Below are 13826 nucleotides of genomic sequence, written 5' to 3' on the forward strand. Positions count from 1 at the left end.
ACTTAATCTTTATTAAATAACAATTAAGACATTCGAACACATTAAATAAATAATCGCTAATAAAGAAGAGTGAGATAGTTGCTTTACTATCGTATTAAAAATAGAGTTGAAGGGGTAAAAATATAAAGGGCTGTTTAATTGCTTAACAGCCATTAAACAGCCACTTTAATTATTTATAAGATATCTCGCCTTATAACCTATTGAAAAATAATGAATTATTTTCCGTAAAATGCTTTAGTCATAATTTCTTCCATGTCTTCAACCATTGCAAGGCGAGGGTTCGCTGGAGTACATTGGTCTTCAAAGGCATTTAATGCTAATTCACGGCGAGCTGCTAAGAAGGCTTGTTCATCAATACCTTGTTCTTGAAGAGACATTTTCACGCCACAACGTACAGCTAAATCGTGAACAGCTTTGGCATAAGATTCCACGCCTTCCTCAGGGGTTGATGCTGGTAAACCTAACATTCTTGCAATATCTTGGAAGCGTTGATCCGCAACATAGTTTGTATATTTCGGCCAAGTTGCCACTTTAGTTGGGCGAGTACCGTTGTAACGAATAACATGCGGTAACAAGATAGCATTGGTGCGACCATGAATTGTATGGAATTTACCCCCAATTTTGTGTGCCATTGAGTGACAGATACCCAAGAATGCGTTAGCAAATGCCATACCCGCCATTGTTGATGCGTTATGCATTTTTTCGCGTGCATCTTCATCAAATTCTTTAACCGATTTTTCAAGGTTTTCAAAGACTAATTTAATCGCTTGTAGCGCTAAACCGTCAGTAAAGTCATTAGCAAGGATTGATGTATAAGCCTCTGTTGCGTGTGTTAATACGTCCAATCCGGTATCAGCAGCTACATGAGATGGTACAGACATCACTAATGCCGGATCGACAATCGCAACTGTCGGGGTTAATGAGTAGTCTGCTAATGGATATTTGATATCGCCATCAGTAATAACCGCAAATGGTGTGACTTCTGAACCTGTACCTGATGTTGTTGGAATTCCTACGAATTTCGCTTTACGGCCTAATTGTGGGAATTTAAATGCACGTTTACGGATATCCATGAATTTTTGGACTAAATCACGGAAGTCCACTTCAGGTTGCTCATAGAATAACCACATAATTTTAGCCGCATCCATTGGAGAGCCTCCACCTAATGCGATAATAGTATCTGGTTGGAAGCTACGCATTAACTCCGTACCACGTTGTACTGTTTGTAAACTTGGGTTTGGTTCTACATCGGTAAATAGTTGAATCATCACTTTATTACGGCGTTGGCGTAATTGTTCAGTAATACGATCAACAAAACCAAGATCAACCATTGAACGGTCTGTTACGATCATTACTTTCTCAACATCATGCATTGATTTGAGGTATTGAATGGAATCACGCTCAAAGTAGATTTTTGATGGAACTTTAAACCATTGCATATTATTTCTCCGTCTGCCCACACGTTTGATATTTAACAAGTTTACTGCGCTTACGTTATTACTCACTGAGTTTTTACCGTAAGAGCCACAGCCTAATGTTAATGAAGGGAGGAAGGAGTTATAAACATCGCCGATACCACCAAAGGTTGATGGCGAGTTCCAAATAACACGAATTGCTTTTACTCTTTCGCCAAATGTTTTCGCTAATTCAGCATTTTGGGTATGAATTGCTGCAGAGTGTCCTAAACCGTGGAAATTAACCATCGCTTCAGAAAGTTCTAAACCGTGTTCAGTTGAATTTGATTTTAATAAAGCTAATACCGGAGAAAGTTTTTCACGGGTAAGCGGCTCACCTTCGCCAACAAAGGCACATTCCGCTAAAAGAATGTTTGTTTTGGCAGGTACGCTAAAGCCAGCTTGTTCTGCAATCCATGCAGCAGGTTTACCTACAACAGCCGCATTGAGTTTTGCACCTGAGCAGTTTTGGTCGTTTGCTTTGTCCACACCAAAGATGAATTTTTCAAGTAATGCTTTCTCTTTTTTGTTGACTAAATAAACGCCATAAGATTGCATTTCTTTAATAAAGTCAGCATAAATTTCTTTATCAACAATCGCCGCTTGTTCTGAAGCACAAATCATACCGTTATCGAAAGATTTTGACATCACAATGTCATATACAGCTTGTTTTAATTTGGCTGTTTTTTCAACATAAGCCGGTACGTTACCGGCACCTACGCCTAAAGCCGGTTTACCACAAGAGTATGCAGCTTCCACCATAGCATTACCACCTGTAGCAAGAATGGTTGCAATACCAGGGTGCTTCATAAGAAGGGATGTGCCTTCCATTGACGGTGTTTTAATCCATTGGATACAGTTTTCCGGCGCACCGGCTGCCACGGCTGCATCGTAAACGACTTGAGCTGCATGGGCAGAAGATTGTTGCGCAGAAGGGTGGAAAGCAAAAACGATTGGGTTACGGGTTTTAAGTGCGATTAACGCTTTGAAAATGGTTGTAGAAGTAGGGTTTGTTGTTGGGGTAATACCACAGACAACACCAACAGGATCGGCGATTTCTGTAATACCGGTTACATCATCTTCACTAATTACACCAGCGGTTTTTAAATGTCGCATATTATTTACAACATATTCGCAAGCAAACAAGTTTTTGGTTGCTTTGTCTTCAAAGACACCACGTCCGGTCTCTTCATAAGCATGCATTGCTAAAATGCCATGTTTATCAAGTGCTGCGACAGAGGCTTTTGCCACAATGTAATCGACTTGTTCTTGGTTTAAATGACGGAACTCATCGAGTGCTTTTAAGCCTTTTTCGACAAGATCATTCACTTCAACTTGAGCATCATAAGGTTGAGCAGTTTGAGTTGCTTTAGCCATAGTTTAGTTCCTCTAAAAATTAAAATTTTGAAATTTTTTAACTGCTGAAATTATTGATCAAATTAAGTCCTTTTTCTCTATTTTTTGTACTTCTTTAGAGTTAAATTTGATTTACATCAAATATATTTTGTGTAGCGTATATGCGATAAAAATAATGATACAAGTTATTTACAAGGATTTAACTTTTAAGGCAAAAATAGATAAATAGAGGGTAACTAGAAAAAATCCTGTGGTTGAGCTACAATAAGCGGTCAAATTTCTGTCAAGTTTTACTTTTAACGTTTTAGAGAGAAGAATAATGTCGAATACAAGAAAAATGCTGGTTACTTGTGCGTTACCTTATGCGAACGGCGCAATTCATTTAGGGCATATGCTTGAGCATATTCAAGCGGATATTTGGGTTCGTTTTCAGCGTATGCGTGGTCACGAAGTTCATTTTGTCTGTGCAGATGATGCGCACGGCACGCCAATTATGCTCAATGCTGCTAAGCAAGGTATTACACCGGAGCAACTGATTGAAAAAGCTAAAACGGATCACGTGGCAGATTTTAAAGGATTTAACATTAGCTTCGATAACTATCACTCAACACATAGTGACGAAAACCGTGAATTAACTACGGCGATGTACAAAAAATTAAAAGAGAATGGGTTTATTAAAAGTCGTGTTATTTCTCAATTATTCGATCCTGAAAAACAGATGTTTTTACCGGATCGTTTTGTAAAAGGGACTTGCCCAAAATGTAAAGCAGAAGATCAGTACGGCGATAACTGCGAAGTTTGTGCATCAACTTACAGCCCGATGGATTTAATTAACCCTCGTTCAGTGGTTTCTGGTGCAACGCCAATTGTTAAAGAATCAGAGCATTTCTTTTTTGATTTACCGGCTTTTGAAGAGATGTTAAAAGCGTGGACTCGTTCAGGCTCATTACAATCTGAAATAGCTAATAAAATGCAAGAGTGGTTTGAGAGCGGTTTACAGCAATGGGATATTAGCCGTGATGCGCCTTATTTTGGCTTTCCAATTCCGGATGCAGAAAATAAATTCTTCTATGTATGGTTAGATGCGCCAATCGGCTATATGGCATCATTTAAAAATCTTTGTGATCGTACAGGGTTAGATTACCAATCTTTCTGGCAAAAAGACTCAACAGCCGAGTTATATCATTTTATTGGTAAGGATATTGTTTACTTCCATAGTTTATTCTGGCCAGCGATGTTAGAAGGTTGTGAGCAACGTAAACCAACGAATATTTTTGCTCACGGCTATGTGACGGTTGATGGGGTAAAAATGTCAAAATCACGTGGGACATTTATTCAAGCCAGCACCTATTTAAAACATATTGATCCAGAATGTTTGCGTTATTACTATGCGGCGAAATTAAATGAGCGCATTGAAGATTTGGATTTAAGCCTCACCGATTTTATTCAACGTGTGAATAGCGATATTGTGAATAAACTCGTAAATTTAGCTTCACGTAATGCTGGTTTTATTGCAAAACGTTTTGAAGGTAAATTAGCCACTTCGTTAGATGATCAAGCACTATTTGCAGAATTTGTTGCGCAATCAGAGCAGATCGCAGCACATTACGAAGCTCGTGAATTTAATAAAGCTATCCGCGTCATTATGGATTTATGCGATAAAGCCAATAAATACATTGATGACAAAGCACCTTGGGTTATTGCCAAAGAAGAAGGTAAAGAAGCTGAACTTCAAGCCGTTTGCTCAATGGGAATTGAATTATTCCGTATCTTAATGAGCTATTTAAAACCGGTATTACCGCAATTAGCAGAACGAGCAGAAGCCTTTTTACAAAGTGAGCTACGTTGGGATAACATTGCTCAACCATTATTAGGGCATAGCGTTGCGCCATTTAAGTCACTGTTTACTCGTTTAGAGCAAAAACAGATTGATGCGGTGATTGAAGAAACAAAAGCATTGTTTGCAGAAGCAAGCAAAGTAGAAGAGAAAACAAAACAAGCGGTGAAAAAAGTGGAAAACATTGCAAATAATGGCGAAATTGAGCCGATTTTACCTGAAATTACCATCGATGACTTTGCGAAATTAGATTTACGTGTCGCAAAAGTCATTAGCTGTGAAGCTGTACCGGAATCAAATAAATTATTGAAATTCCAACTCGACTTAGGCGATCATCAACGTCAAGTTTTTTCAGGTATTAAAGCAGCTTATAACAATCCGGAAGAACTTAACGGTCGCTTTGTGATTATGGTTGCCAACCTTGCGCCACGTAAGATGAAATTTGGTCTTTCTGAAGGTATGATTCTTTCAGCAGGTACCGGAGGTTCGGATTTATTCTTACTTTCAGGCGATGAAGGTATCCGAGCTGGTATGCAAGTGAAATAATGTGAGGAAAGCGTTATGATTCAGCAAACATTATGCTTAATAAAACCTGATGCAACAAAACGTCATTTGATTGGCAAAATTCTCGCTCACATTGAAGAATCCGGATTAACGATTAAGGCATTGAAAAAACTTCAATTAACAAAAGAGCAAGCTGAGGGTTTTTATGCAGAACATCAGGGCAAAGATTTTTTTGAGCCTTTAGTTGATTTTATGATTTCTGCACCGATTGTTGCGGTGGTGCTTGAAGGTGAAAATGCTATTGCGCATTATCGTGAATTAATGGGAGCAACAAAGGTAGAAGATCGTAAAGAAGGCACTATTCGCCAACTGTATGCTATTAGCGGTCGTGAAAACTCAGTGCATGGTTCTGATTCAGCAGATTCTGCTAAACGAGAAATTGCTTACTTTTTCACGCCAAATGAAATTGTGTAATGTTTGTTTGAAATATGGCTAACAGAAAGATTCGGAGAGATGAAATATCTTTCCGAATCTTTTTTTATTTCTTTACGTTTTTTGCTATAACGGTTTAGCAAAAATAGGGTACAATCAGAACGTTTTTTAAATTGAAAATTACCTTCCATAAGGAGCTAAAATGCTTGATTTATCAGCAAAAAATATCCGTTTAAGCGGGCAAGCAGCGAACAAAGAAGAGGCGATTAAATTAGTCGCAGCAGGTTTAGTTGCAAATGGGAACGTAGCAGAAGGCTATGAAGCCGGTATGTTGGCACGTGAAACCCAAACCTCGACTTTTTTAGGCAATGGGATTGCGATTCCGCACGGCACATTAGATACCCGAGATTTAGTTCAAAATACTGGTGTACAAATTATTCAATTTCCTCAAGGGGTTGAATGGGGCGAAGGAAATGTTGCTTACGTAGCTATCGGTATTGCGGCAAAATCTGATGAACATTTAGCCTTACTTCGTCAATTAACCACGGTGTTAAGTGATGAAGAAGCTGCAGAAAAATTAGCAAAAACCCAAGATGTGCAAGAATTTGCCGATATTTTAAGCGGTAAAAAAACATTACCGGTGCTTTCAGAAGCCTTAATCTCATTAAATGTAGAAAGCTCAAGTTTGATTACCCTTTCGGCGATTAATGCGGGTAAATTACAAGAGCAAAATTACGTCACACAAGCCTTTATTAGTGATGTGGTTTCAGCCGCTCCACTTCATCTAGGCGATAATGTTTTTGTGATTGATAGCGCAAAAGGTAACTTAGCTAATGGCGTAGCCGTTGCACGTAATACGCAAGGGCAGACATTAGTCAGCGTAGCAACGGTAAATAATGCACTCAATCCCATTTTAGCCGCGTTATTAAAATCTGAAGTTCGCCGCCAATTTGCTTCTGCGAGTGGCTCACAGATACTTGCCTTGTTTAATGGTGAAACGGTCAATACCGCCGAAAATTCAACCGCAGTTGTTTCAGCCACTTCAACGGTAAATAATGGACAGGTGGTTGGAAACTTTACGGTACGCAATGAACACGGTTTACACGCTCGCCCAAGTGCGGTATTGGTTCAAACGTTAAAAGCATTTAGCTCGAAAATTACCGTAGAAAACCTTGACCGTGCAACAGCACCGGCAAATGCAAAAAGTACAATGAAAATTGTGGCATTAGGTGCAACGAAAGGGACGCGTTTACGCTTTATTGCAGAAGGCGATGATGCTCAACAAGCTATTGAAACCTTAGGCAAAGCAATGGCGGAAGGTCTTGGCGAAAATGTCACTTTTATTCCTGCCGTTGAAGATAGCATTGAAGGTACTGCAACATCAGCACAAACCGTTGCGGTTGAAGCAGTTGCGCCAGCGGTAGCTGATAATGCAACAGAAGGTGCGGTAGAAGCGACTTTCGTTATTCACAACGAACACGGTTTACACGCTCGCCCAAGTGCGGTGCTTGTTAATGAAGTGAAAAAATATACGTCAAAAATCGAAGTGCAAAATCTTGATAAAAACTCACCGCTTGTGAGTGCCAAAAGTTTGATGAAAATCGTGGCACTTGGCGTAACAAAAGGCACGCGTTTACGCTTTGTGGCAACAGGCGATGATGCACAACAAGCCTTAGATGGTATCGGTGCCGCAATTGAAGCCGGTTTAGGTGAGAAATAAGGGGAAAATATGCGTATTGCAACAGTAACGTTAAATCCTGCATTTGATTTGGTCGGTCGCCTTGCCCGTATTGAAATCGGCGAAGTCAATACCGTTGAAACCTTAGGTTTATATCCTGCCGGAAAAGGGATCAATGTGGCAAAAGTCTTGGCAGATTTAGGCACGAAATTATCTGTAACCGGTTTTCTTGGTGAAGAAAATCAAGGGGATTTTGTGCAATCTTTCGCAAAAAATGGGGTGGACGATCAATTCTATCGTGTCGCAGGTAAAACTCGTATCAATGTCAAAATTACGGAAACGGAAGCTGATGTAACGGATCTCAACTTTTTAGGCTTTGAGATCAGTGAAGAAGAGTGGGAGAAATTTACCGCTCAAACTCAACATTGGGAAAGCCAATTTGATCTTGTTGCCGTTTGTGGTTCTTTACCTCGTGGCGTAAGCCCTGAGAAATTTGCCTTGTGGTTAGAAACGCTACATCAGCAAGGTTTAAAAGTGGTATTGGATAGCTCAAATGCGGCATTAACCGCTGGATTAAAGGCCCACCCTTGGCTAGTCAAGCCTAATCGCCGTGAATTAGAAGTTTGGGCAGGTCGAGCCTTAAATAGCCTCGAAGATGTGATTGTTGCTGCTCAAGATTTGCGTGCTAGAGGTATTGAAAACGTCATTATCTCAATGGGCGAAAAAGGCTCGGTTTGGATCAATAACGAAGGCGTACTTCAAGCTCAACCCCCACGTTGCGAAAATGTGGTAAGTACCGTAGGGGCTGGCGACTCAATGGTTGCAGGGCTTATCTATGGTTTCTCACAGGGTTGGGATAAAGCGAAAACCCTTGCCTTTGCCAGTGCGACATCTGCTTTAGCGGTTTCCCAAAGTAACGTGGGCGTGAGTGATAAAACGGCGTTGGAAGGGATTTTGGCACAGGTTAAATTGACTGAACTTTAATTACACCAAGGTAGGGACTCACTGCGTGTGTCCGTTATTTATATTTTTTGCGGACACACGCAGTGTGTCCCTACATTTGGGAAAACAGATTTTTTAAACATTGATAGGAATAAAATATGAATATTTCATTTATTTTCCCGGCACAACTCGGTAAAGCAAGAGCATTTCTTGTAAATGAAGTGCTAACGGCGGTGGCAAAACAGCAAGGGCATTCTGTAGTCAATGCAGAACAAGCGGATTTTGTGGTGTTATTTGATGAGCAAGTGCCTGCGAATGTTGTCGGTAAACAAGGAGCGGTGGTTAACCTTGAGCAAGCCTTTGCTCAACCAGAAGCAACACTCACGCAAGCGGTCAATTCTGCTCAAACTTTTGCCAATGCAACGCAAGCGGCGGTATCAAACTCTGGCGTAAAAAATATCGTAGCAGTAACCGCTTGTCCGACAGGGGTTGCACATACTTTTATGTCTGCGGAAGCCATTGAAAACTATGCGAAAGCACAAGGCTGGAATGTGAAAGTCGAAACCCGTGGGCAAGTGGGTGCTGGCAATCCGATCTCTGCGGAAGAAGTAGCTGCAGCAGATTTAGTCTTTGTGGCGGCGGATATTGACGTGGATTTAAGCAAATTCCAAGGCAAGCCGATGTACCGCACTTCAACAGGTTTAGCTTTAAAGAAAACCGCACAAGAGTTTGAAAAAGCCTTCCAACAAGCGACTGTTTATCAAGGCGGTTCTGCGGCAGCAGCGAAAGGCGAAGAAGCTACAGGTGAGAAGAAAGGGATTTATAAACACTTGATGACGGGCGTGTCGCATATGTTACCGTTCGTGGTTGCAGGTGGTTTGTTAATCGCTATTTCCTTTATGTTCGGTATTGAAGCCTTTAAGGATCCAAATATCGCAGGTGGCTTACCAAAAGCGTTAATGGATATTGGTGGCGGTGCAGCATTCCACTTAATGATTGCCGTCTTTGCCGGTTATGTTGCCTACTCGATTGCTGACCGTCCGGGTTTAACTGCAGGTTTTGTCGGCGGTATGTTAGCAACAACGGCAGGTGCAGGGATTTTAGGCGGTATTATTGCTGGTTTCCTTGCAGGTTATGTAGTGAAATTCTTAAACGATAACATCAAGTTACCAGCAAGTTTAACCTCGTTAAAACCGATCTTAATCCTACCGCTCTTAGGCTCTGCGATTGTCGGTCTTGCAATGGTTTATGTGATCAACCCACCTGTTGCCAGCATTATGGAAGCCTTATCTAGCTGGTTAAAATCAATGGGCGAAGTAAACGCTATTGTATTAGGTATCGTGCTAGGTACGATGATGTGTACCGATATGGGCGGTCCAGTAAACAAAGCGGCTTATACTTTCTCAGTGGGTATGTTAGCTTCAGACGTAAACACCCCGATGGCAGCAGCGATGGCGGCAGGTATGGTGCCACCTATCGGTATGGCGATTGCGACTTGGATTGCACGCAACAAATTTACCGTAAACCAACGTGATGCAGGCAAAGCCTCTTTCGTACTTGGCTTATGCTTTATCTCTGAAGGTGCGTTACCATTTGTAGCGGCTGACCCTGTGCGTGTGATTGCCACTTCTATCTTAGGTGGTGCAACGGCGGGGGCAATTTCTCTTGGTTTAGGCATCACATTACAAGCCCCTCACGGTGGTTTATTCGTGATCCCATTTGTTTCACAACCGTTGATGTACTTAGCGGCAATTGCGATTGGTTCAGCTGTAACGGGTATCGCTTATGCAATAGTTAAGCCAAAATTAGCAGAATAATTTGTGATATTCGTAAAATAGCCTCTCATTGTAGAGGCTATTTTTATTGGATTTACTTTCAAATTTGCCCCTTTTGTGCTATTTTCTACATCAATTTTTTATATTGGAAAAAATGAAAATGACATTAACAAATAAACAAAAACAATTTTTAAAAGGATTGGCTCATCATTTAAGCCCAGTTGTAATGTTAGGCGGTAATGGCTTAACAGAAGGCGTGTTAGCAGAAATTGAAAATGCGTTGGATCATCACGAACTCATCAAAGTAAAAATTTCGGGTGCAGATCGTGAAACGAAACAGTTGATCATTGATGCTATCGTGCGTGAAACAAAAGCGATTGAAGTTCAAACAATTGGACATATTTTAGTGCTTTACCGTCAAAGTGAAGAGAAAAAAATTAGTTTACCAAAAGCAACTAAGGCAATTTAATTTAAGGGGCGTATGATTACGCCCTTATCTGTATAAGGAATTTTTTGTGTTAAAGAAACTTTCAATTCTTACCCTTTTCATGTTAGCGATCCCACTTGTTGCTTGGGCAATTGACTGGCAATGGGCATTGAATACGAATTTGGGACATTCTTCATTAGACTGGGGACTTTTTGTTCTAACAGAAACGGGTTCTACCCCTTATGCCCTGATGACCTGTGTGATTTTTATGCTTTGGTTAATGTGGTTAGCTCGTCATCGCTATTCTTGGCTACTGGTAGGTTTTATTTGTGCAAGCTCTGTTATCGGCACACAAATTATTAAAGAAGGCGCAAAAGCAGTCTTTAAAGAGCCTCGTCCATTTGTTACCCAAATGTTCCAGTCAAATACAGAACAATTCTATGCGTTACCAAAAACAGAGCAAGCAACGGAAGTGATGAAATTTGTCCAAGCTGATAATCAATTTGTGGTAGAACATCAAGCTGATGAATTAGGTTATTCTTTCCCTTCTGGACATACGATTTTTGCCGTATCTTGGTTGTTAGTTTTTGGTGGTTTATTATTCGGTGTACGTCAGCAAGCGGCTATTTTTGCACAAATTTTTGCACTTTTTTGGGCTGCTTTGATGTTGATCAGTCGTTTACGTCTTGGAATGCATTATCCTATAGATCTCTTTGTTAGCACCTTAATTGCATGGGCATTCCATCTTATTGCCTTTATTTGGTGCGTACCGGTTTTAGAAAATTTCAAAATCTTTAAAAAACGAGGCTAAATATGATTTACTACGGTTTAGATATTGGCGGCACCAAAATTGAATTGGCAGCATTTAACGAAAAATTAGAAAAGTTGCATAGCGAGCGTGTTCCTACACCACAAAGCAGTTATGAAGAGTGGTTAAGAGCTGTTGAAACACTTGTGCGTAATGCCGATAAAAAATTGGGCGAAAAAGGCACGGTAGGTTTAGGTATTCCAGGGTTTGTAAACCATAAAACAGGTTTAGCAGAGATTGCGAACATCGCCGTTGCACATGATAACCCGATTTTAAAAGATCTATCAGAACGCTTAGAGCGAGAGGTTCGAGCGGAAAATGATGCAAACTGTATGGCGTTATCTGAAGCGTGGGATGAGAGTAATCAACAATACAATACCGTTTTAGGCTTAATTATTGGTACTGGCTTTGGTGGCGGTATCGTGGTAAATGGTAAAGCCCACTCAGGTCAAATCGGTATGGCTGGTGAGGTGGGGCATACTCAGCTAAACTATCACGCCCTTAAATTATTGGGTTGGGACAAAGCGCCAATTTATAAATGTGGTTGCGGCAATACAGCGTGTTTAGATAGCTATATTTCCGGTCGTGGTTTTGAAATGCTTTATAGTGATTTAGTGGGCGAGAAATTAAATGCCAAAACCATTATTGAACGCTTTTATGCAAAAGAACCAAAAACCGTTGAATTTGTTGAAAAATATATTGAGTTAATGGCAATCAGCATTTCGCCATTAATCACGGTACTTGATCCGGATATGATTGTATTTGGTGGCGGGTTATCGAACTTCGAATATATTTATGAAGTATTGCCAACCGTATTACCAAAATATTTAATGCGAAGTGCGGAAGTGCCGGTCATCAAAAAAGCAATTCACGGTGATTCAAGTGGTGTACGTGGTGCGGCGGCGTTATTCCTAAATAAATAATTTATATTTAAAACACATCGAGAAACTTATGTTAAACATCAAGCCAATACTTGCTTTAAATGATAACTATATTTGGGTTATTCAAAAAGAGGATCAAGCTGTTATTGTTGATCCGGCAGAAGCGGAGCCGGTATTGGCTTTTCTTGCAAAAAATCAGTTAAATTTAACCGCTATTTTGCTTACACATAATCACCACGATCATACTGATGGCGTAAATACGCTCAAAGCACATTATCCACACATTACGGTGTATGGCTCGGAAGAATGTAAAGCTTGGGCGGATAAAATTGTTCAACCCGAAGCGCATTTTGAGCTTTTTGGCTATGATATTCGTGTGATTGAAAGTGCCGGACATACAGCACAGCATATAAGTTATTTATGGGGAAATGAATATCTTTTTTGTGGTGATGCTTTATTCTCGGGCGGTTGTGGACGCGTTTTTACCGGTAATTATCAAGCACAATTTGAAGCAATGCAGCGTTTTAAAGCATTGCCTGATTTTGTTGAAATTTTCCCCGCTCACGAATATACTCAAAGTAATCTAAAATTTGCGGTAACGGTAATGCCGTCAAGTTGTGCTTTGTTAGAATATCAGGAGCAAGTTGATATTTTGCGAGCTCAACATAAACCGACACTACCGACGACGCTGTATAAAGAAAAGCAAATAAATCCTTTTCTTAGAGCGACGACATTAGCCGAATTTAAAAATTTACGTGAACAAAAAGATCACTTTTAAGACAAAATAACAAGTATAAAGAATAAAATGAAAGATACATTACGCATTGCGACGCGCCAAAGTCCTTTGGCATTATGGCAAGCCAATTTTGTTAAGGCGGAATTAGAAAAACATTTTCCTGAATTGCAAATTGAACTTGTTACTATGGTAACGAAAGGCGACATTATTTTAGATACACCACTCGCTAAAATTGGTGGTAAAGGGCTTTTTGTTAAAGAGTTAGAATTGGCATTACTTGAAAATCGAGCAGATATTGCTGTTCATTCAATGAAAGATGTGCCGATGACTTTTCCTGAAGGTTTAGGATTGGCTGTCATTTGTGAGCGAGAAGATCCACGTGATGCTTTTGTTTCTAATCAATATCAAAGTTTAGATGAATTACCCAAAGGTGCGGTTGTTGGGACATCGAGTTTACGCCGTCAATGTCAGCTAATGGCTGCCTATCCGCATTTAGAGATTAAATCTTTACGTGGTAATGTGGGAACACGTTTAAGTAAATTAGACAATGGCGAATACGATGCGATTATTTTAGCTTCAGCCGGATTAATTCGTTTAGGTATGCCGGAGCGTATTCGTAGTTTTATTTCCGTTGAACAATCATTACCGGCAGCAGGGCAAGGCGCAGTTGGTATTGAAACACGTTTAGATGATCAACGCGTGTTGAGCTATTTGGCCAAATTAAATCATCAACCAACGGCATATCGTGTGATTGCTGAACGGGCGATGAATGCGCATTTGCAAGGGGGCTGCCAAGTGCCAATTGGTGGTTTTGCGACATTAGAAAATGATGAATTGACCCTCAATGCCTTAGTGGGTTCATTAGATGGTTCAACGATTATTCGAGCTTCAGGTGTTGCGCCGGTCGATAAAGCTGAACAGCTTGGCATTGAGGTTGCAACTAAATTATTGGCACAAGGTGCAGATAAAATTTTAGCCGAAGTGTATGCTGATTAA

General features: G+C 40.3%; 11 protein-coding genes. 10 read left to right on the forward strand and 1 reads right to left on the reverse strand.

Features of this window, described 5'->3' with window-relative positions:
- Nucleotides 1–215: 215 nt before the first annotated feature.
- Nucleotides 216–2831 (reverse strand): bifunctional acetaldehyde-CoA/alcohol dehydrogenase, encoded by a 2616-nt coding sequence (gene adhE, locus DDU33_RS06765; protein WP_108923954.1) that lies wholly within the window; start codon nucleotides 2829–2831, stop codon nucleotides 216–218.
- Between the two features lie 298 nt (nucleotides 2832–3129).
- Between adhE and metG the strand changes: the two genes are divergently transcribed.
- The 10 genes from metG to hemC all read left to right on the forward strand — a co-directional run bounded on the left by metG (nucleotide 3130) and on the right by hemC (nucleotide 13826).
- Nucleotides 3130–5193 carry a methionine--tRNA ligase gene (gene metG, locus DDU33_RS06770; protein WP_108923956.1) on the forward strand — a complete coding sequence of 688 codons (2064 nt, stop codon included), beginning with the start codon at nucleotides 3130–3132 and terminating at the stop codon, nucleotides 5191–5193.
- A 15-nt stretch (nucleotides 5194–5208) separates the two neighbouring features.
- Nucleotides 5209–5625: a nucleoside-diphosphate kinase gene (gene ndk, locus DDU33_RS06775; protein ID WP_108923959.1), complete on the forward strand. Its 417-nt coding sequence runs from the start codon at nucleotides 5209–5211 to the stop codon at nucleotides 5623–5625.
- A 160-nt stretch (nucleotides 5626–5785) separates the two neighbouring features.
- Entirely contained in the window at nucleotides 5786–7303 is a 1518-nt protein-coding gene (gene fruB / locus DDU33_RS06780; protein WP_108923961.1) for a fused PTS fructose transporter subunit IIA/HPr protein, read from the forward strand.
- Between the two features lie 9 nt (nucleotides 7304–7312).
- Nucleotides 7313–8245 carry a 1-phosphofructokinase gene (gene fruK, locus DDU33_RS06785; RefSeq protein WP_108923964.1) on the forward strand — a complete coding sequence of 311 codons (933 nt, stop codon included), beginning with the start codon at nucleotides 7313–7315 and terminating at the stop codon, nucleotides 8243–8245.
- Between the two features lie 116 nt (nucleotides 8246–8361).
- Nucleotides 8362–10020, forward strand: coding sequence for a fructose-specific PTS transporter subunit EIIC (locus tag DDU33_RS06790; protein ID WP_108923966.1), 1659 nt, complete (start codon nucleotides 8362–8364; stop codon nucleotides 10018–10020).
- Nucleotides 10021–10132: 112 nt separating this feature from the next.
- The gene (yhbY, locus tag DDU33_RS06795; RefSeq protein WP_081451205.1) at nucleotides 10133–10447 is read left to right on the forward strand and encodes a ribosome assembly RNA-binding protein YhbY; all 315 of its coding nucleotides are present in this window, start codon (nucleotides 10133–10135) and stop codon (nucleotides 10445–10447) included.
- A gap of 79 nt (nucleotides 10448–10526) precedes the next feature.
- Nucleotides 10527–11216: a phosphatase PAP2 family protein gene (locus DDU33_RS06800; protein ID WP_208620314.1), complete on the forward strand. Its 690-nt coding sequence runs from the start codon at nucleotides 10527–10529 to the stop codon at nucleotides 11214–11216.
- Between the two features lie 2 nt (nucleotides 11217–11218).
- A complete protein-coding gene (nagK, locus tag DDU33_RS06805; RefSeq protein WP_108923970.1) occupies nucleotides 11219–12136 on the forward strand; it encodes an N-acetylglucosamine kinase in 918 nt (305 codons plus the stop codon).
- Between the two features lie 28 nt (nucleotides 12137–12164).
- Entirely contained in the window at nucleotides 12165–12872 is a 708-nt protein-coding gene (gene gloB, locus DDU33_RS06810; RefSeq protein WP_108923972.1) for a hydroxyacylglutathione hydrolase, read from the forward strand.
- Between the two features lie 27 nt (nucleotides 12873–12899).
- On the forward strand, nucleotides 12900–13826 hold the full coding sequence (hemC, locus tag DDU33_RS06815) for a hydroxymethylbilane synthase (protein WP_108923974.1): 927 nt from the start codon (nucleotides 12900–12902) through the stop codon (nucleotides 13824–13826).

The sequence above is a fragment of the Actinobacillus porcitonsillarum genome (assembly GCF_003101015.1).
In the GTDB taxonomy this organism is placed as follows: domain Bacteria; phylum Pseudomonadota; class Gammaproteobacteria; order Enterobacterales; family Pasteurellaceae; genus Haemophilus_A; species Haemophilus_A porcitonsillarum.

Coding starts and splice junctions, on each gene's coding strand:
- adhE (WP_108923954.1), bottom strand. CDS start 2,831: ATGGCTAAAGCAACTCAAACTGCTCAACCTTATGATGCTCAAGTTGAA.
- metG (WP_108923956.1), top strand. CDS start 3,130: ATGTCGAATACAAGAAAAATGCTGGTTACTTGTGCGTTACCTTATGCG.
- ndk (WP_108923959.1), top strand. CDS start 5,209: ATGATTCAGCAAACATTATGCTTAATAAAACCTGATGCAACAAAACGT.
- fruB (WP_108923961.1), top strand. CDS start 5,786: ATGCTTGATTTATCAGCAAAAAATATCCGTTTAAGCGGGCAAGCAGCG.
- fruK (WP_108923964.1), top strand. CDS start 7,313: ATGCGTATTGCAACAGTAACGTTAAATCCTGCATTTGATTTGGTCGGT.
- DDU33_RS06790 (WP_108923966.1), top strand. CDS start 8,362: ATGAATATTTCATTTATTTTCCCGGCACAACTCGGTAAAGCAAGAGCA.
- yhbY (WP_081451205.1), top strand. CDS start 10,133: ATGAAAATGACATTAACAAATAAACAAAAACAATTTTTAAAAGGATTG.
- DDU33_RS06800 (WP_208620314.1), top strand. CDS start 10,527: ATGTTAGCGATCCCACTTGTTGCTTGGGCAATTGACTGGCAATGGGCA.
- nagK (WP_108923970.1), top strand. CDS start 11,219: ATGATTTACTACGGTTTAGATATTGGCGGCACCAAAATTGAATTGGCA.
- gloB (WP_108923972.1), top strand. CDS start 12,165: ATGTTAAACATCAAGCCAATACTTGCTTTAAATGATAACTATATTTGG.
- hemC (WP_108923974.1), top strand. CDS start 12,900: ATGAAAGATACATTACGCATTGCGACGCGCCAAAGTCCTTTGGCATTA.